This window comes from Jhaorihella thermophila (assembly GCF_900108275.1).
Classification (GTDB): domain Bacteria; phylum Pseudomonadota; class Alphaproteobacteria; order Rhodobacterales; family Rhodobacteraceae; genus Jhaorihella; species Jhaorihella thermophila.
The window spans coordinates 23,642-40,497 of sequence record NZ_FNVD01000014.1 but is presented as its reverse complement, the minus strand read 5'-3'; the positions used below and the strand labels follow the sequence as shown (position 1 = coordinate 40,497).

Sequence of the window (16,856 nt, the reverse complement as noted above, 5' to 3'; positions counted from 1 at the left end):
GCTGCGCAAAGGTCAAGCGGGCGCGCCGGGGGTGGGTGGATCAGGCGGCGATCAGCGCGGCCTCGTATCCCTTGACCACGCGCCGCGCGGTCATCCATTCGGGCGCGGTTTTCAGCTCCGGGAACAGGGTCGTCAGTTCCGCCATCAGTGCGCGGTCCTGCGCCATCACGTAGTCGCCGGGGTGGAAGCTTTCGGTCGGCACGCCTTCGGCAAAGATCACCTCGTGCCGGTCGAACATCAGGTGGATGTATTCGATGTCACCGCAGGGGTCGGGATGGATCGTGTCGCCGTTGACCAGATGGCGGGCCGCCACCAGGATTTCGGCTTCGTCGAACAGAAGCTCGGCCCGCCAGCCCGTCACCAGCATCCGGTGCTGGGGCGACACGCGCAGATCGCGGCGGTTGCCGATCGCGCCCTTTCGGAACCTGATGGGCGCAAAGTCGCCGCGGCCTTCGACCACGCGGCGGCCGATCCAGCGGATGGGTTGCTGGCCGTTGTCCAGCGTCGTGACCAGATCGCCAACCGCGAGCGTCTCGACCGGGCGGGCCCCGTCCGGCGTGCGGATACGCGTGCCGGGGGCGAAGCAGATCAGCTGCATCTGCTCGGGCGTGACCGCGACATTTGTTGGCACCCAGCTGGAGCTGATGAAGGTGGCGTCCTGCAAGGTCTTGCCGTCGATGGGCGAAAACACCTCGCGCCCGTCGCGCAGGTAGAATGTGACGCCGACGATGGTATCAACGGTGCCGTCCGGATACTCGACCGTCACGGTGTCGCCGGGATAGGCGGCGCGGATGCGCACGCCGTCGATCATGTCGCGTCCGCCACCGATCAGGTCGTCATTGTTGCGGTCGTTGACCACATAGTCATGACGGATCAGCGTCGCCCCCGGATTCGGGGGCGCATAGGGATCCATGATGTAGAAATTGTCGATGAACGATGCCATCGTGCTGCCCTTGAAACTGCCTCTTGCCGCCCGGATCGTTTCGTTATCCGTGGTCGGCTCGAACCCTTCTTAACATTGGACGCCGCCGCAGGCCAGCTTTTCGGGGCGGTGGTGCCGGTTTTGCGGTCGGGTTGCCACACCGCGATCAGCTGCAGACACCCCCGAGATCCGCATCTTTCCACGGAAGGTAGACGTCGCTTTCGCGGCCCTTGGGCAGGTCCGACACCGGCATGACCCGGCGCAGCATCTCGTGCAGCCGCCGGGTGCGCGCGCCCTGAGGGTCGATTGCGCGGCAGCAGACGTATTCCTCGACAATGCCGCCCTGCTGTTCATAGCCGAAATCAAGAAAGTCTGGCGTCTCGGACAGGTCGAAAAGATAAGGGTCATCCATCACGCCGTGCTCGACCGCCGCCCGCCAAGGGCTGTAGCCGGTCAGGGCGCGGTTCTGCCATTGCCAGACATGGGTGAGTTCATGCGCCAGCAGCATCGCCTGAAGCAGATAGAGCCGATCGGGATAGCCGGGCAGGTAGTTCGGCGCATACCAGTCGCGGGTAAAGAAGACGTGGTTGTAGAGCGTCACCGCGGCGGGCTTGGTGGTGACGATCTCGTCCCGCGGCGGCGGCAGGATGCGTTCGCGGCAGGTCACGCGCGGGCGCGCCTTGCGGTGAAAGGTGATCGGGCCGACCGGGGCGCCCTCGACCAGCCGCACCTTTGACGTGTCCAGCGACGCGCCGTGTATGCGCTGGGCAAAGGCCGCCTCGGTATCGGTCAGGGGCCGGCCGCAGGCGGAAAGGATCAGGAACAGGGCGATCGCGCGCAGTCTCATGGAACGGACGCTAGCCGCTGGGGCATGGCCGGGCAAGAACGGCCGTCACAGGCTCATCGCCAGAACGCGGCTGATTTCGGTAAGCGACCGGCCCGATTGGTCCATCCAGGTGTTGAACGCCGCCTGCACCGCGCGCAGCGCGGATTTCGAAGTTGCGGGCTTGTCAATCACGCCTTCGGCGACCAGCCGGGCGGTGACGTCGCGGGACAGGATGAAACTGTCGCGGCCCGCGAACCGCATCGCGTATTGCCCGGTCATCCCGCCCAGCCGCGCGCCGCGACTCTTCAGCATGTCCAGAAGGCCGATGTAATCGGTGGACGGCCAGCCCCCCAGCACGCGGCCGGCGCCGCCTTCTTCGCGCAACTCCAGCAGGAAGGCCGCGTTTTCCCGCACCGTGGCGATCTTTGGCGCGTTGCGCACGATCCGGGTGTCGCGCAGAAGCGAGTCGAATTTCTCGTCATCCATGAAGGCGCAGCGGCCGACGTCGAACCCGTCGAAGGCCTCTTCGAACCCGGCCCATTTCGACTCGATGACTTTCCAGTTGAACCCAGCCTGAAAGATGCATTTTGTCATGACCGAAAGCCAGCGGTCATCGGGCATCGCGGCCAGTTCCCCGACCGAGAGCGGGCGGGGCAAGGCGGCCTCGAGCGCTTCCGGACCGCCGTGACGGGCGGCGGAGATGGCGTAGATTTCGTCAAAGCTGCGCATGTGTCCCTCTCACGGCGCGTAGAAGGTGCCGGTGGCGGTGGCGACGATCCTGCCACTGTCCTCTTCGCTCATCTCGGCGCGGGCAAAGACCAGCTGCTTGCCGGCGCGCACCACGCGGGCATCGCACAGGATTGCGCTGCCAACGCCGGGGCGCAGGAACTGGGTGTGCAGGTCGGTGGTGGCGTAGGGTTTGAATTCGCCCGTGTGGCCGAAGATGGCAAAGACCATCGCGGTGTCGGCCAGCGCGGCCAGCGCCTGCCCCGACACGATCCCGCCGACCCGCGCCAGATGGTTGCCCAGCGGCATCCGAAAGAGGGCGCGTTCGCCGTTGATCTCGGCCACGGTCAGGTCCAGCGCCTGCACCCATTCGGCGAAATATTCCGACAGAACCTTCTCGGCGAGTTCGGGGGTCATGGGGGTCTCCGCGTTTGCAGCTGTCCGCGACCTTAGACGCGGGCGGCGGCGCCCGGCAAGGGGTCAGCGGCGCGGCTTGGCGCGCAAGGTCGGGTCGGCCCGGGTGGGATCCTCCGGCCAGGGGTGCTTGGGGTATTGCGCGCGCATGTCCTTGCGCACATCCGCATATGACCCCGCCCAGAAGCCGGGCAGATCGCGCGTCACCTGCACCGGGCGCTGCGCCGGCGACAGCAGCGTGATCTTGAGCGGCTGGCCCGCGGCGGCGGGGTGTTCGGTAACGCCGAACAGCTCCTGCAGCCGCACCGCGATCTCCGGGCCCTCGGGGCCATAGTCGATCGGCACCTTGCGTCCCAGCGGCGTGGTGAAATGCGCGGGCGCCAGCCGGTCCAGCAGCTGCGTCTGCTCCCAGCTCAGCGCGGCGCGCAGGGCGGGCAGGGGATCGAACCGCTTCCAGTCCTCGGCGCTGCGCACGCCGCCGAGCATCGGCAACAGCCAGTCCTCGAGCGTCTCCATCAGCCCGGTTTCCGAGAAATCCGGCAGGTCGTGGCCGGCGGTGCGCAGCAGTTCCACCCGCCGCGCCAGCCGCGCCGCCGCGCCGTCGAGCCGCAGCCCCAGGTCGCGCACCCCGTCGAGCATGGCGCGGGCCACCGCGTCCTCGGGCACGTCCTTCCAGATGCGGTCGTCCAGTACCACCGCGCCGAACCGTTCCTGCCGGCGCGCGATCACCCGGCGGTCGCGCTTCGACCATTCGCAGACATCCACCCATTCGATCCGGTCGGCAAAGAGGTCGCGGATCTCGCGCTCGCCGATCTGCGCCGCCATGCGGATGCGGGCCTCGCGCGGGTTGCCGTCGGTGTCGATGGCGACGATCCAGGGCGCGCCCGCCAGCGGGTCGTGATCCTCCATCACCGCGCCCTTGCCACCCGACAGGACAAAGCGCGGCGCGTCCCCCTTGCGCCGCCGGCCGATCCGATCGGGCCAGGCCAGCGCGGCCATCTGTGCGGTGCTCAGCCCTGCGCGCCGGGCTTTGCCCGCCGCCTTGCGCAGCCGGTCGGCCTCGGCCCGGATCCGGTCCAGCGCGGCGCGGTTCGCCTCGAAGGGTTGTTCGCGCCGGAACGCTGCGGGGTCGCGCAGAGCCCTGAGCCGCAGCGACAGGTCGCAGGGCGCGCCGCGCAGCGGGTCGCGGTCCTCGGCCAGGGCGGCGATGGGCGCGGCATCGGGCCCCGCCACCGCCAGCATGTGCGCCAGACGCGGATGCAGCGGCAGCGCGGCCAGTTCGCGGCCATGATCGGTGATGCGGTCGCGCCCGTCCAGCGCCCCCAGCAGGCGCAACAGCGCCCGCGCCTCGGCCATCGCCGGGGCCGGCGGCGGGGTCAGGAACGGCAGGTCGGCTTCATGCGCGCCCCATTGCGCCAGCTCCAGCGCCAGCCCGGTCAGGTCGGCGGCCTCGATTTCCGCGGGCGGATAGGCGGCGAGCGCCCCTTCCTCGCCCTTGGTCCACAGCCGGTAGCAGACCCCTTCGGCCACCCGGCCCGCGCGGCCGCGCCTCTGTTCGGCCTCGGCCCGCGTCACCCGCTCCGTCACCAGACGCGACATGCCCGAGCCGGGATCGAATCGCGCCCGCCGCGCCAACCCCATGTCCACCACCACCCGCACGTCCTGGATGGTCAGCGAGGTTTCCGCGATTGAGGTTGCCAGCACCACCTTGCGCCCGTTTCGGGCTGGGGCGATCGCCGCGCGCTGGGCGGCAAAGGGCATCGCGCCATAGAGCGGCCGGATCTGGCAATCTGCCGGCAGGCGCCGGGACAGCGCGGCCTCGGCGCGGCGAATCTCGGCCTCGCCGGGCAGGAATACCAGAAGTCCGCCGCCCATGCCGCGCGTCTCGGCCTCGGCCCGCACCACAAGGTCCGCCAGCGCCTCTTCCAGCCGCGCCTTCGGTCCCAGAGGGCGGTCGAGCCATCGGGTTTCCACAGGAAAGCTCTGCCCCTGCGACGTCACCAGCGGGGCCTGCATCAGCGCGCCCACCGGGCCGGCATCCAGCGTCGCCGACATGGCCAGCAGCATCAGGTCGTCGCGCAGCGCGCCCGCCACCTCGAGGCAAAGCGCCAGCCCGAGGTCGGCATTCAGGGATCGTTCGTGGAATTCGTCGAAAATCACCGCGCCGATACCGGGCAGGTCGGGGTCGCGTTGCAGCATCCGGGTGAGGATCCCTTCGGTCACGACCTCGATCCGGGTTGCCTTCGACACCTTGGTCGCGCCCCGCATCCGGTATCCGACGGTCTGGCCCACCGGTTCGCTCAGCGTTTCGGCCATGCGCTCGGCCGCGGCGCGGGCGGCCAGGCGGCGCGGCTCGAGCATCACGACCCGGCCCCGCACCAGCCCCGCCTGCAGGATCGCCAGCGGGACGCGCGTCGTCTTGCCCGCCCCCGGCGGCGCCTGCAGCACGGCCCTGCCGTGGTCGCGCAAGGCGTCCAGCAGTTCGGGCAGGGCATCGTCGATGGGCAAGGGCGTGGTCATCGCCCGCCTTATTCCCGAACCCGCGCGCATCGTCCAGAGCCGGTCAGTCCCGCCTCCGCAGCCCCACCGGCCCGTAGCTCGTGCGCAAGAGCGCCGATTGCGCCCGCATCCTGCCGTTGTCCCCGGGCGCGTAGCGGATGGTCAACGGCACCACGCCGCGCGCCTCCAGGTCGTGGTCCGGATAACCGGCGATCCGCCGGAACTGCCCGGTGCAGGTGACCGCCGCTCCGGTGTCGATCCGTCCGGTCAGAATGACCCGCGTGCGTCGCCCGCCGTCGAATATCTGCATGTCCGCCTTGCAGAGGGTTTCGGCGTTCTGATCCCTGAGCACAGTGAACAGCGCGGTCAGGGGATCCAGCGTGCCCCCCTGAGTGGCAGGATCCAGCGGCGCCACTTCGCCGTCGCTGACAGCGCCCCCGGTCAGTTGCGGCACGCCGCCGACATAGTGCAGCCGCGCAGACGACGTCCGGCGACCGGTATTCACCTCTTCGGAATAGTCATCCGGAAAGAATTCCCGTCCCAGCCGCCGGCCCGAAGCCCGCATTTCGAACCCCATGTCCCGGAACAGGCGGACAAGGCCGGTCGTGCCGAAACGGGCGGAAACGGAATACCGGGTCGCGGTTTCCTCGGCCGACATCTCGAATGCGCCTACCTTGAACCCCAGCGCGGTCACGTCAAAGCGCATGGTCTCCGCCTGCGCGGGTATCCCCCACGCAAGGCAGGACAGGATGAGGCAAACCAGACCCCGTGACATTCGGACCCGCTCCGTTTCACAAACTGGACAACTTCGCTGTCGCACGGCAAGAAGCGCGGGGCAAGCGGAGGCGGACAAGATGAACCTGGACGAACTGGCCGAAAGGATCCTGCAGGGCGACCGGCGCGCGCTGGCCCGCGCCATAACCCTGGTCGAAAGCAGCCGCGAGGACCACCGCGCGCAGGCGACCGAACTGCTCGACCGGCTGCGCCCGCACCACCGCGAGGCACTGCGCATCGGCCTTTCGGGCACGCCGGGCGTGGGCAAGTCCACCTTCGTCGAGGCCTTCGGCTGCATGCTGACTGCCAAGGGACTGAAGGTTGCGGTGCTGGCGGTGGACCCGTCCTCGGCCCGCTCGGGCGGTTCGATCCTGGGCGACAAGACCCGGATGGAGCGCCTCTCGCGCGACCGCAACGCCTTCATCCGGCCCTCGCCGTCGCAATCGCATCTGGGTGGCGTCGCCCGCCGCACGCGCGAGGCAGTGGCGCTGTGCGAGGCCGCGGGCTTTGACGTGATCCTGATCGAAACCGTGGGCGTGGGGCAATCGGAAACCGTGGTGGCGGAAATGTCGGACCTGTTTCTGCTGCTGCTGGCGCCCGCCGGCGGGGACGAATTGCAGGGGGTCAAGCGCGGCATCATGGAGATGGCCGACCTGATCCTCGTGAACAAGGCCGACGGCGACCTGAAACCCGCCGCCATCCGCACCTGTGCCGACTATGCCGGCGCGCTGCGGCTGTTGCGCAAGCGCCCGCAGGATCCCGAAGGCTTCCCCAAGGCGATGACCGTCTCGGCCGTTCAGGAAGAGGGGCTCGAAGAGGCCTGGGCGGAGATGCAGAAACTGGTGGAGTGGCGCAAGGCACACAGCTTCTGGGCGCGCAACCGCGCGGCACAGGCCCGCCACTGGTTCGACCAGGAGGTTCGCCACGCCCTGCTGGCAAAACTGGAAACGACCGAGGCCCGCGCCGCGATGGACGAACTGGCCGCCCGCGTTGCCGAAGGCAGCCTCAGCCCCGCCGCCGCCGCGCGCGACCTTCTGGCCGAGCTCGACAAGGACGACCGGGCTGCCTGATCGCACCCGGTCCTTCATCTTGCTCCAAATACTCTCGCCGAAGGCATGGCCCCGCAGGGGCCATTCCCGCGGCCTGTCCGCCTCATGCCTCGGGCGACATCAGCTCGACCTCTTCGCCATCGCGCACTGCCGTATAGAAACAGCTGCGCCGGTTGGTGTGACAGGCCGGCCCGGTCTGGCGCACGATCACCAGGACGCAATCGCGGTCGCAATCCACGCGGAAATCCACCAGCTCCTGCACATGGCCGGAACTCTCCCCCTTGACCCAGAACGCCTGCCGCGACCGCGACCAGTAGGTGACGCGCCGCGTCTGCAACGTGCGCCGCACGGCCTCGGCATTCATCCAGGCCATCATCAGCACCTCGCCGGACCCCTCGTCCTGAGCGATCGCCGGGATCAGTCCGGATTCGTTGTAGACCAAGGTCGAAGGATCGAAAGTCATCGGCCAAAAACCTTTTGCAACCACAGGTGCCGCGACTATGTATGGGAAACGTGGCAAGCGAAAGCCCGAAAGGAAGACCCATGTCCGGGGACAACGACCTGATCAAGCTCTACTCGACGCAGATTCTCGCGCTGGCCGCGGACATTCCGCATCACGAGCGACTGGAAAACCCCGATGCCACGGTCAAGAAACGCTCGCCGCTGTGCGGGTCCACGGTGACGGTGGATGTCAAGGTCAAGGACGGGCGCATCGCCGATTTCGGGCAGGACGTGAAAGCCTGCGCGCTGGGCCAGGCCTCTGCCTCGGTCGTGGGGCGCAACATCATCGGATGCACCCGCGAGCAGGTGGAAAAGGCGCGCGATCAGCTGCGCGCGATGCTCAAGGAAAACGGCCCCGTGCCCGAGCCGCCGTTCGACGGGCTGAAGGTGCTGCTGCCCGCGCGGGACTACAAGAACCGTCACGCCTCGATCCTGCTCGCGCTCGAGGCCACCGCCGAGGCGATGGAAAAGGCAGAACAGGCACACTGCGCCTGAATTCAGTCGGTCGCGTCCGACGGCTTTCGGATTCCGCGCTCGATCAGGATTTCTTCATGGATCGCTTCGGGGTCGGCGGGCCGCGGGTTGGATTGCGTATAGGTCGAATAGTCGTCGAATCCCACGCCGCGTGGGCTGCTGCACCCTGCCAGGACCGCCAGGCCGGTAATGATGAGCAATGTGCGCATGGTTATTTCCCAAAACTTTCCGGCACCCAGCCTGACCATGAAAACGGGCACAATCTTGGCGCGCCCATGGCTGCGGCGGGGCGATTTTTCCTGCCTCCCCCTCTTCAAATCGCGATCGCGTTGGCCTATATTCGCCTTGTTCCTCAGGGAACTATGGACATAAACGCGCGCGTAATAAGCGGATCGGACCCGGGGGCGGTACCCGGCGGCTCCACCAAATGCCTTCGTTGGGGGATCATGGGGCCGAAACAGGATCGACGAACGTGTAAAGGCGTTGCTTTGTCCCGGTGAGGTACCACCGTTATCGGTCCGAAAAGCATAATTGCCAACGACAATCGTGCTCCGGTTGCTCTGGCTGCGTAAGCAGTCCGAAAGACCGAAAATCAAGTCCTTTCGCCTAGCCGCGTAAGGCGGGGTTCGCAGGCACCTGGCAACAGAAGCCTGCACTTTTATTTCCCCAAGTTTCGCAGGGCCCGAACGTGGTTCGAACCCGTGCCGACAGCGGGTCCGCGCCGGTCGAAAATCTGCCCCGAATAATGGCGCGCGGTCTTTCGTTTTTCACCGAATCCCCTATGCTTTCGGAACCAGCCAAGGGGAACGTGATGGCGCGCGAAATCGACTACGGAAACCTGATGCACGACGCGATGCGGGGTCTGATCCGCAAGGTTCTGGACGATGTGGCCGAAAACGGCCTGCCGGGCGCGCATCACTTCTTCATTTCCTTCGACACGCGCCATCCCGGCGTGAAACTCGCCGACTGGCTGGCCGAGCGGTATCCCAAGGACATGACCATTGTGCTGCAGCACTGGTTCGAGGATCTGGAGGTGGATGACGACGGGTTCAGCGTCACGCTCAACTTCGGCGATTCGCCCGAGCGTCTGCATGTGCCGTTCGATGCGATTCGCACCTTTGTCGACCCTTCGGTGGAATTCGGGCTGCGATTCGAGGCGACCGAAGACGAATTGGACGAGGAAGGCGACGCTCAGGTGGAACCGGACGAAGCCGAAGAGGCACCGGCCAGCCACGCCGATGCCGAGATCGTGCCGTTGGACAAGTTCCGGAAATAGCCGGCGCTATTGCCGTTCCAGAAAGGCGGTGACCGAGCGCATCATCTCGCCGTTCCGGAACCGCTTGAATTCCAGCTGCAGACCGCCATCGGCCAAGGTGCGGTCGTATTGCTGCAATTCATAGCCGCCCATGTCATCGATGAACAATGAATAGACGGTCAGCGTCTTGCCCATGATCCGCGCCCAGACGAAGGGTTCGCCCTTCATCGGATCAAGCGGCACCTCGTGTCCGAACACGTTGCGTCGCATCGCCGCGGAATAGATCCAGTGGCGGTCGGTGGGCAGGAATTCGATCTCGTAGGTCTTCTGCTTGGTTCTGCCCTCGGCCTTGTAGGTGATCGTGGTCCATTTGACGGAAAACCCGTCTTCTGTTTCCCGAATTCTCACGCTCAGATCGCGGCGCTGGGTTTCGCCGTCGGCGGTGACCATCATTGCTTCGCCGACATAGTCGCCGACAAAGTCCTCGATCGGGGCACCGTGCCTTGATGATGCGGGCGAGAACCAGCCCGACAGCAGGATGAGCGTCAGCGCGATCAGAGGGATCAGCCGGAGCGGGATGGCGTTCAGGCCGAATCGTGCGTTGGGCTGCATTTGGGTTTCCTCTTCCCTTGACCCCCGGGGCAAATGCCGACCGATCAGAGTGTCATCTTACAGCCTGGCGGTTGCGCGGCAATGGCGCATATGGGCGCGTGCCGCGATCGTGAAACGGTCGGCCTGCGCCGAACTGGCCGATTGCGCCGTAGCGCCGGCGCCGCTAAACGGCATGCGACTGCATGCACGGCTTATCAGGACGGAGTGACAGATGGCTCAGACCCGCACCGAAACCGACAGCTTCGGCCCGCTCGAAGTTCCGGCAGACAAGTATTGGGGCGCGCAGACCCAGCGCAGCCTGATGAACTTTCCCATCGGGTGGGAAAAACAGCCGGTGCCGATCATCCGCGCGCTGGGCGTCATCAAGAAGGCCTGCGCCATGGCCAACAAGGCCAATGGCAAGCTGGATCCCAAGGTCGCGGATGCCATCATCCAGGCCGCCGGCGAGGTGATCGAGGGCAAGTTCGATGACAACTTTCCGCTGGTGGTGTGGCAGACCGGGTCCGGCACCCAGTCCAACATGAACGCCAACGAGGTGATCGCCAACCGCGCGATCGAGATCCTGGGCGGCGTGATCGGATCCAAGGATCCGGTGCACCCCAACGACCACGTCAACATGGGCCAGTCGTCCAACGACACCTTCCCCACCGCGATGCACATCGCCACCGCGCAGCTGACCCACGACGTGCTGCTGCCGGGGCTGAAGACGCTGCTGGCGGGGCTCGAGGCCAAACAGCAAGAGTTCAAGGACATCATCAAGATCGGCCGCACCCATACCCAGGACGCCACGCCGCTGACTCTGGGGCAGGAGTTTTCGGGCTATGCCCATCAGGTGCGGCAGGGCATCGCGCGGGTCGAGATGGCGCTGGGCGGGATCTACGAGCTTGCCCAGGGCGGCACCGCGGTCGGCACCGGGCTCAACACGGTCAAGGGCTGGGATACCACCGTTGCCGCCAACATCGCCGAGATCACCGGCCTGCCCTTCGTCACCGCGCCCAACAAGTTCGAGGCGCTCGCCGCCCATGATGCGATGGTGTTCATGTCCGGCGCGCTGAAGACGGTGGCCGGGTCGCTCTACAAGATCGCCAACGACATCCGCTTCCTCGGCTCCGGCCCGCGCTCGGGTCTGGGCGAGCTGATCCTGCCCGAGAACGAACCGGGCAGCTCGATCATGCCGGGAAAGGTCAACCCGACCCAGTGCGAGGCGATGACCCAGGTCTGTGCCCATGTGATGGGCAATGACGCGGCGATCGGCTTTGCCGGCAGCCAGGGCCATTTCGAACTGAACGTCTACAACCCGATGATGGCCTACAACCTGCTGCAGTCGATCCAGCTTCTGGGCGACGTCTCCGACAGCTTTACCAAGCGGCTGCTGAACGGGCTGAAGGCCAACGAAGAGCGGATCGAGAAGCTGATGCGCGAAAGCCTGATGCTGGTCACGGCGCTGGCGCCCGAAATCGGCTATGACAAGGCCACGATCGTTGCCAAGACCGCGCACAAGAACGGCACCACCCTGCGCGAAGAGGCGGTCCGGCTGGGTTTCGTGGACGAGGAAACCTTTGATCGTGTGGTTCGCCCCGAACAGATGATCGGCCCCAGGGACGCCTGATCGCCGCGCCGCGCGATCGTTGACGCAAGGCCGCCGGGGGTAATCCGGCGGCCTTTTCTTTGCGGTTGATCGCCCTGCGCCGCGCCGCTAGCGTTGGCCCCAGATCCCGACCGAGGCCGCCCATGACCGCCCGCATCGTCAATCTTCGCACCGTCCGCAAGCAGCGCATCCGCGCCGAGAAAAAGGCCCGCGCGGACGAGAACGCCGCAAGGTTCGGTCGCACCCGCGCCCAACGTGAACTCGAGCGGGCCGAGGAGGAGAAGGCCCGTCGGCATCTCGACCGGCACCGCAAGGATGACGACGGCGCATGAGCAGCCGCCCGGTCAAGCGGTCGCTGACCCTGCGCGGGCACCGCACCAGCGTATCGCTGGAGGACGCGTTCTGGACCGCCTTCCGTGAGATCGCGGCGGCTCAGGGCAAGCCCCTGAATCAGTTGGCCGCCGAGATCGACGAGGCGCGCGGCGTCGAGTCGGGACTCGCCTCGGCGATCCGGGTCTATGTGCTGAACTGGTATCGCGGCCGGGCCGGATGACGCGGGCGGACCGGAAATTGCCGCTGACCGCCTTTCGTTTCCCGCGCAGGCGCATATGTTCGTCGCACGCGCGAACGAACAGGACCGGGACATGACCGCCGAGAACACGCAGGATCCTCTTGTCATCTTTACCCCGTCGGGCAAACGCGGGCGTTTCCCCAAGGGCACGCCGATCCTGACCGCGGCCCGGCAGCTGGGCGTGGACCTTGACAGTGTCTGCGGCGGGCGGGGGATCTGTTCCAAATGTCAGGTGCAGCCGCAGTTCGGCGAGTTCCCCAAGCACGGGGTTACGGTGACGCCGGATGCGCTGAGCGAATGGAACAAGGTCGAACAGCGCTACAAGGACAAGCGCGGGATGAAGGAGGGCCGGCGGCTGGGCTGTCAGGCCACTGTGCAAGGCGACGTGGTGATCGACGTGCCGCCCGAAAGCCAGGTGCATCGACAGGTGGTTCGCAAGGAGGCGACCGCGCGGGCGATCACCATGGACCCGGCCACGCATCTCTATTTCGTCGAAGTAGCCGAACCGGACATGCACGAACCCACCGGCGATCTGGAACGGCTGGCCGTCGCGCTGCGCGATCAATGGGGGATAGAGAAGGTTACGGCGAACCTGTCGATCCTGTCGCGCCTGCAACCCGTTCTGCGCAAGGGCAAGTGGCAGGTCACCGTGGCGCTGAACAAGGATCACCGCGACGACGCGGCGCGGATCGTGGAAATATGGCCCGGCCTGACCGAGGACCGGATCTACGGCCTTGCCATCGACCTGGGCTCGACCACCATCGCCGCGCATCTGACCGACCTGCGCAATGGCGAGGTCAAGGTGTCCTCGGGCGTGATGAACCCGCAGATCCGCTTTGGCGAAGACCTGATGAGCCGGGTTTCATACGCGATGATGAACCCCGGCGGCGCGGCCGAGATGACCAATGCCGTGCGCAACGCGATCAACGGGTTGACCGAGGCGATCGCGACCGAGGCCGGCATCCGGCCGTTCCAGATCCTCGAGGCAGTGTTCGTCTGCAACCCGGTGATGCATCACCTGCTGCTGGGGCTCGATCCGGTGGAGCTGGGGCAGGCCCCCTTTGCGCTGGCCACGTCGGAGTCGGTGACGCTGGATGCGCGCGACCTCGACCTGACGGTGATGAACGAAAACGCCCGTGTCTATGTCCTGCCCTGCATCGCGGGGCATGTGGGGGCGGACGCCGCCGCCGTTGCGTTGGCCGAAGAGCCGAACAAGTCCGATGATCTGGTGCTGATCGTGGATGTGGGCACCAATGCCGAGATCCAGCTGGGCCGCAAGGGGCGGGTGCTGGCCTGTTCCTCGCCCACCGGCCCGGCCTTCGAGGGCGCGCAGATTTCCAGCGGCCAGCGCGCCGCACCCGGCGCGATCGAGCGGATCGAGATCGACCCGGTGACCAAGGAACCCCGGTTCCGCGTGATCGGCTGTGACCTCTGGTCCGACGAGGAAGGTTTTGCGCAGGCCGTCGCCGCGACCGGCATCACCGGCATCTGCGGGTCGGGCATCATCGAGGCCGTGGCCGAGATGCGCATGGCCGGGATCCTGGACGAAAGCGGTCTGATCGGCTCGGCCGAGCAGGTGGGCACGCCGCGCTGCATCCCGGAAGGCCGGACGCACTCCTACCTGATCCACGACGCCAGCGCGACCGGCGGCCCGCGCATCGCCGTGACCCAGGGCGACATCCGCGCCATCCAGCTGGCCAAGTCGGCGCTTTATGCCGGCGCGCGGCTCTTGATGGATGAAATGGGGGTGGACCGGGTGGACCGCGTGGTGCTGGCCGGCGCGTTCGGCGCGCATATCTCGACCAGGCACGCGATGGTGCTGGGGATGATCCCCGACTGTCCGCTGGACAAGGTCACCAGCGCCGGCAACGCCGCCGGCACGGGCGCGCGGATTGCGCTGTGCAATATCGGCGCGCGGGCCGAGATCGAGCGCGTGGTGCGCGAAATCACCAAGGTCGAAACCGCGATCGAGCCGCGGTTTCAGGAGCATTTCGTCGCCGCCAACGCAATTCCGCACAAGACCGACCCGTTCCCGGAGCTGGCCAAGGTCGTGACCCTGCCGAACGTGTCCTTCAACACCGGCGGAGGCGAAGGCGCCACGGGCGGCCGCAGACGCCGGCGTCGGGGCTAGGGGCGGTCAGTCCTCGGACCAGATGCAGCGGTCGAAATCGTGGTATTCGACCAGAACCTGCGTCCGGCCGGGCCGGGTGAGCCGCGAGCAGCCTTCGATCTCGTCGATGTCGGTGAACGCGCCGACCATGCCGTTGCCGGTTGCGGGCCGTTTGGCCCGACTGCACAGCGCCTTGCCGGGTGCGACTTCTGCCGCCGCGCGCGTGCCGTCGGGGGCCTCGGCCACGAGCAAGAGCGGCCGGGACGTGGCGTTAAGGATGCAGACCGCATGGCCCGCAGTTCCGGCCCGGCCGTCCGTTGCGGGCCAAAGCGCCAGAACGCACATGAGGATCGGGACAAGTCGCGCCATGCCGGCCCCACTGTTTCGTTCCGCGAGTGCTTGACGAAAGCATTCCCGCCAGCGGGGGGTAAGTCCATTCACGCTTATGCACGAACCGATCTCGGCAAGGTGAGCGGCTTTGATTTCCTCGTGCTCGGGGGGCGGGGCCAGGCTGGCGGCGTCAACGACAAGGCACAAGGGAGATCGAAGACGAAACGACTTGCGACGGCCGCGGTTCTGGCGCTCTGTTCGGTCGGGTTGGCATTCGCAGACGGGATGCCGCCCTTTGGCAGTGACGATGACGCGGCCTATGCGGCGAAGATCTGGGCGGCGATGGAGTCGCTCAACCTGGCCGGCGACAATGCGATATGCGCGCTGCCCTATGAAGGCACCGATCCGCACGGCATGATGCTGGAAACCTTCTATACGAAGGCGACCATCGACGGGCATACCGGCGATCTGGTCGTCAAGCGCAACTATGGTCCGGCCGGTGTCAGCGTCGAAGAGGTGCAGGCCGATCCGGCCAAGCATCTGGGTGCGATCACGGTGATGTTCCGGCGCGAGGCCGGGTTCGACCCAGAAGATCAGGACTGGTTCTGGGTGAAGTTCCTTCCCGACGGGTCGCTGGACAAGAATCCCAAGGGGATGCGGCTGGCCGGCAAGGTTGCCAAGGGCGCCGACAAGGGCTGCATCGCGTGCCATTCCGGCGCGGGCGGGGATGACTTCCTGTTCACCACCGACGCGATCAGGATGAGGTGACCCGCCGGGCCGTCCCCGACTCCATTGGCGAGGCATGGCGGTTGCGATAAAAGAAATGCCATGCGCCATCAGGGCGCGTGGCCGCGTTTGGTTGATGAAAAAATTTGACGTTGCGTCTCTGTGACCTAACTGAGTGAAGTGCCGTGGGGTCACGGAATTTCCTTTTTCCCGTGCGGTTGGAACGGTGGAAGACGGACTTACATCCGACATGTCGGCGCGCGGATCCTCCTCCCCGCGTGACGGCATGCATTTTTTAACACCCGTGAGAACGGGACAATGAAACAGAAACGTCTCCTCCCTGTCGTGGCGGCTACCGTCGCCACGGGTCTGGCCGTGCCTGCTGCGGCTGAAATGAAATACGAAAACGGCTCGGGCGGTTCGGTGGTGCTCTACGGGCAGTTCAACCCGGCCTATCAGTCGGTGGACGACGGCGTGAAGAGCTATTCGAACCTGGTGGACAACACCAACTCGAAGAGCCGGGTCGGCCTGTGGCTGCGTCAGGAAATGGCGAACGGCACGCTCAGCTTCAACTTTGAAACTGCGCTGGGGCTGCGGGCTTCGGCGGGCATGACCCAAGGTTCCAAGCCTGACTGGATCAACTGGAACCGCAAGTCGTTGCGCAAGGCGGATTTTGCCTGGGCCACCGACCAGTATGGCAAGTTCTCGTTCGGTCAAGGCAGCATGGCCAGCGACGGCATTGCCGATATCGACCTGTCCGGCACCTCCTTGGCGCAATACAACGGTATCGGCGATACGGCGGGCGGCTACAAGTTCCGCACCACCGCCGGCGCGATTTCCACCAAGACGCTGGGTTCGGCCTTTCCGTCCTTCGACGGCGGTCGCCTGGGCCGCGTTCGCTATGACACCCCGTCCTTCAGCGGGTTCAGCGTTGCGGTCTCCTACGGTGAAGATATCCTGACCGTCGGCTCCGACAAAAGCGTGACCGATATCGCGGTGCGCTATTCCGGCGAGGCCGGCAGCTTCAAGCTGCGCGGTGCTCTGGCGTATGCCGAGACCGATCCGGGCGCGGCCGCGAAGTTCCACGACACGATCGGGTCGTTCAGCGCGCTGCATGATTCGGGCTTCAACGTGACCGTCGCCCTGGGCGACCGCAGCAACAGCGGCAACTATGCCTATGGCAAGCTGGGCTATCAGGCGGACTGGTTCGCAGCCGGCAAGACGGCGCTGGCGGTTGACTACTACGACGGCGACGACATGACCGTCGCCGGGTCGCAGTCCAAGTCCTGGGGCATCGGCGCCGTTCAGAAGTTCGACAGGCAAAACGTCGAAGCCTACGTCGCCTGGCGCAACTACGAACTGAGCGAGCCGGGCACCAGCTACAAGGACGCTTCGTCGATCCTGGCCGGCGCGCGCTGGAAGTTCTGAATTCCAGCCGCTCCGGGAAAACTCAAGGCGCGTGGCGGTTTCCCGTCACGC

The 16,856-nt window shown here is 66.3% G+C and carries 19 protein-coding genes and 1 other RNA gene; 10 read left to right on the top strand and 10 right to left on the bottom strand.

The window, feature by feature from the left end:
• Positions 1-40 precede the first annotated feature (40 nt).
• The 6 genes from C4S70_RS14535 to C4S70_RS14510 all read right to left on the bottom strand — a co-directional run bounded on the left by C4S70_RS14535 (position 41) and on the right by C4S70_RS14510 (position 6,093).
• On the bottom strand, positions 41-943 hold the full coding sequence (locus tag C4S70_RS14535) for a Hint domain-containing protein (RefSeq protein WP_104008837.1): 903 nt from the start codon (positions 941-943) through the stop codon (positions 41-43).
• 145 nt (positions 944-1,088) lie between these two features.
• Positions 1,089-1,769, bottom strand: coding sequence for an eCIS core domain-containing protein (locus C4S70_RS14530; protein ID WP_104008836.1), 681 nt, complete (start codon positions 1,767-1,769; stop codon positions 1,089-1,091).
• A gap of 45 nt (positions 1,770-1,814) precedes the next feature.
• Entirely contained in the window at positions 1,815-2,477 is a 663-nt protein-coding gene (locus C4S70_RS14525; RefSeq protein WP_104008835.1) for a DNA-3-methyladenine glycosylase I, read from the bottom strand.
• Positions 2,478-2,486: 9 nt separating this feature from the next.
• Positions 2,487-2,891, bottom strand: a complete 405-nt coding sequence (locus C4S70_RS14520; RefSeq protein WP_104008834.1) for a PaaI family thioesterase — start codon at positions 2,889-2,891, stop codon at positions 2,487-2,489.
• A 63-nt stretch (positions 2,892-2,954) separates the two neighbouring features.
• Complete coding sequence (gene hrpB, locus C4S70_RS14515) at positions 2,955-5,408, bottom strand: ATP-dependent helicase HrpB (RefSeq protein ID WP_104008833.1); 2,454 nt, start codon at positions 5,406-5,408, stop codon at positions 2,955-2,957.
• A 43-nt stretch (positions 5,409-5,451) separates the two neighbouring features.
• Entirely contained in the window at positions 5,452-6,093 is a 642-nt protein-coding gene (locus C4S70_RS14510; protein ID WP_160114882.1) for a DUF3108 domain-containing protein, read from the bottom strand.
• A 148-nt stretch (positions 6,094-6,241) separates the two neighbouring features.
• On the opposite strand from C4S70_RS14510, the gene meaB reads away from it, so the two are divergent.
• Positions 6,242-7,231: a methylmalonyl Co-A mutase-associated GTPase MeaB gene (gene meaB, locus C4S70_RS14505; protein WP_104008831.1), complete on the top strand. Its 990-nt coding sequence runs from the start codon at positions 6,242-6,244 to the stop codon at positions 7,229-7,231.
• Between the two features lie 82 nt (positions 7,232-7,313).
• On the opposite strand, the gene hisI is transcribed toward meaB, so the two are convergent.
• Entirely contained in the window at positions 7,314-7,673 is a 360-nt protein-coding gene (gene hisI, locus C4S70_RS14500; RefSeq protein ID WP_104008830.1) for a phosphoribosyl-AMP cyclohydrolase, read from the bottom strand.
• Between the two features lie 80 nt (positions 7,674-7,753).
• Here hisI and C4S70_RS14495 point away from each other — a divergent pair, with 80 nt between their 5' ends.
• The gene (locus tag C4S70_RS14495; RefSeq protein WP_104008862.1) at positions 7,754-8,206 is read left to right on the top strand and encodes an iron-sulfur cluster assembly scaffold protein; all 453 of its coding nucleotides are present in this window, start codon (positions 7,754-7,756) and stop codon (positions 8,204-8,206) included.
• A gap of 2 nt (positions 8,207-8,208) precedes the next feature.
• On the opposite strand, the gene C4S70_RS18525 is transcribed toward C4S70_RS14495, so the two are convergent.
• A complete protein-coding gene (locus tag C4S70_RS18525) occupies positions 8,209-8,394 on the bottom strand; it encodes a hypothetical protein (RefSeq protein WP_146064221.1) in 186 nt (61 codons plus the stop codon).
• A 99-nt stretch (positions 8,395-8,493) separates the two neighbouring features.
• On the opposite strand from C4S70_RS18525, the gene ssrA reads away from it, so the two are divergent.
• Both ssrA and C4S70_RS14485 read left to right on the top strand, forming a co-directional pair.
• Positions 8,494-8,842, top strand: a transfer-messenger RNA (tmRNA) gene (gene ssrA / locus C4S70_RS14490).
• 154 nt (positions 8,843-8,996) lie between these two features.
• On the top strand, positions 8,997-9,461 hold the full coding sequence (locus C4S70_RS14485) for an SspB family protein (protein ID WP_104008861.1): 465 nt from the start codon (positions 8,997-8,999) through the stop codon (positions 9,459-9,461).
• A gap of 6 nt (positions 9,462-9,467) precedes the next feature.
• Here the strand turns inward: C4S70_RS14485 and C4S70_RS14480 are convergent, their stop codons facing one another.
• Positions 9,468-10,052, bottom strand: coding sequence for a hypothetical protein (locus tag C4S70_RS14480; protein ID WP_104008829.1), 585 nt, complete (start codon positions 10,050-10,052; stop codon positions 9,468-9,470).
• A 211-nt stretch (positions 10,053-10,263) separates the two neighbouring features.
• On the opposite strand from C4S70_RS14480, the gene fumC reads away from it, so the two are divergent.
• The 4 genes from fumC to C4S70_RS14460 all read left to right on the top strand — a co-directional run bounded on the left by fumC (position 10,264) and on the right by C4S70_RS14460 (position 14,342).
• On the top strand, positions 10,264-11,661 hold the full coding sequence (gene fumC / locus C4S70_RS14475; RefSeq protein WP_104008828.1) for a class II fumarate hydratase: 1,398 nt from the start codon (positions 10,264-10,266) through the stop codon (positions 11,659-11,661).
• A gap of 122 nt (positions 11,662-11,783) precedes the next feature.
• The gene (locus tag C4S70_RS14470; RefSeq protein WP_104008827.1) at positions 11,784-11,972 is read left to right on the top strand and encodes a DUF4169 family protein; all 189 of its coding nucleotides are present in this window, start codon (positions 11,784-11,786) and stop codon (positions 11,970-11,972) included.
• Positions 11,969-12,193 carry a ribbon-helix-helix domain-containing protein gene (locus C4S70_RS14465; protein ID WP_104008826.1) on the top strand — a complete coding sequence of 75 codons (225 nt, stop codon included), beginning with the start codon at positions 11,969-11,971 and terminating at the stop codon, positions 12,191-12,193. Before C4S70_RS14470 ends, C4S70_RS14465 begins: the two co-directional genes overlap by 4 nt.
• 91 nt (positions 12,194-12,284) lie before the next feature.
• Positions 12,285-14,342, top strand: coding sequence for an ASKHA domain-containing protein (locus C4S70_RS14460; RefSeq protein ID WP_104008860.1), 2,058 nt, complete (start codon positions 12,285-12,287; stop codon positions 14,340-14,342).
• 6 nt (positions 14,343-14,348) lie between these two features.
• Here C4S70_RS14460 and C4S70_RS14455 read toward each other — a convergent pair whose 3' ends face one another.
• Positions 14,349-14,690: a hypothetical protein gene (locus tag C4S70_RS14455; protein ID WP_146064220.1), complete on the bottom strand. Its 342-nt coding sequence runs from the start codon at positions 14,688-14,690 to the stop codon at positions 14,349-14,351.
• Between the two features lie 99 nt (positions 14,691-14,789).
• Between C4S70_RS14455 and C4S70_RS14450 the strand changes: the two genes are divergently transcribed.
• A complete protein-coding gene (locus tag C4S70_RS14450) occupies positions 14,790-15,419 on the top strand; it encodes a cytochrome P460 family protein (protein ID WP_235003840.1) in 630 nt (209 codons plus the stop codon).
• A gap of 276 nt (positions 15,420-15,695) precedes the next feature.
• Entirely contained in the window at positions 15,696-16,805 is a 1,110-nt protein-coding gene (locus tag C4S70_RS14445; RefSeq protein ID WP_104008824.1) for a porin, read from the top strand.
• Positions 16,806-16,856 lie beyond the last annotated feature (51 nt).

Bases quoted from the DNA above. Each gene is read 5' to 3' on its own strand.
- C4S70_RS14535 (WP_104008837.1), bottom strand. From the start codon at position 943: ATGGCATCGTTCATCGACAATTTCTACATCATGGATCCCTATGCGCCC.
- C4S70_RS14520 (WP_104008834.1), bottom strand. From the start codon at position 2,891: ATGACCCCCGAACTCGCCGAGAAGGTTCTGTCGGAATATTTCGCCGAA.
- hisI (WP_104008830.1), bottom strand. From the start codon at position 7,673: ATGACTTTCGATCCTTCGACCTTGGTCTACAACGAATCCGGACTGATC.
- C4S70_RS14485 (WP_104008861.1), top strand. From the start codon at position 8,997: ATGGCGCGCGAAATCGACTACGGAAACCTGATGCACGACGCGATGCGG.
- C4S70_RS18525 (WP_146064221.1), bottom strand. From the start codon at position 8,394: ATGCGCACATTGCTCATCATTACCGGCCTGGCGGTCCTGGCAGGGTGC.
- C4S70_RS14455 (WP_146064220.1), bottom strand. From the start codon at position 14,690: ATGGCGCGACTTGTCCCGATCCTCATGTGCGTTCTGGCGCTTTGGCCC.
- fumC (WP_104008828.1), top strand. From the start codon at position 10,264: ATGGCTCAGACCCGCACCGAAACCGACAGCTTCGGCCCGCTCGAAGTT.
- meaB (WP_104008831.1), top strand. From the start codon at position 6,242: ATGAACCTGGACGAACTGGCCGAAAGGATCCTGCAGGGCGACCGGCGC.
- C4S70_RS14465 (WP_104008826.1), top strand. From the start codon at position 11,969: ATGAGCAGCCGCCCGGTCAAGCGGTCGCTGACCCTGCGCGGGCACCGC.
- C4S70_RS14510 (WP_160114882.1), bottom strand. From the start codon at position 6,093: ATGCGCTTTGACGTGACCGCGCTGGGGTTCAAGGTAGGCGCATTCGAG.
- C4S70_RS14480 (WP_104008829.1), bottom strand. From the start codon at position 10,052: ATGCAGCCCAACGCACGATTCGGCCTGAACGCCATCCCGCTCCGGCTG.
- C4S70_RS14445 (WP_104008824.1), top strand. From the start codon at position 15,696: ATGAAACAGAAACGTCTCCTCCCTGTCGTGGCGGCTACCGTCGCCACG.
- C4S70_RS14470 (WP_104008827.1), top strand. From the start codon at position 11,784: ATGACCGCCCGCATCGTCAATCTTCGCACCGTCCGCAAGCAGCGCATC.
- C4S70_RS14495 (WP_104008862.1), top strand. From the start codon at position 7,754: ATGTCCGGGGACAACGACCTGATCAAGCTCTACTCGACGCAGATTCTC.
- hrpB (WP_104008833.1), bottom strand. From the start codon at position 5,408: ATGACCACGCCCTTGCCCATCGACGATGCCCTGCCCGAACTGCTGGAC.
- C4S70_RS14525 (WP_104008835.1), bottom strand. From the start codon at position 2,477: ATGCGCAGCTTTGACGAAATCTACGCCATCTCCGCCGCCCGTCACGGC.
- C4S70_RS14530 (WP_104008836.1), bottom strand. From the start codon at position 1,769: ATGAGACTGCGCGCGATCGCCCTGTTCCTGATCCTTTCCGCCTGCGGC.
- C4S70_RS14460 (WP_104008860.1), top strand. From the start codon at position 12,285: ATGACCGCCGAGAACACGCAGGATCCTCTTGTCATCTTTACCCCGTCG.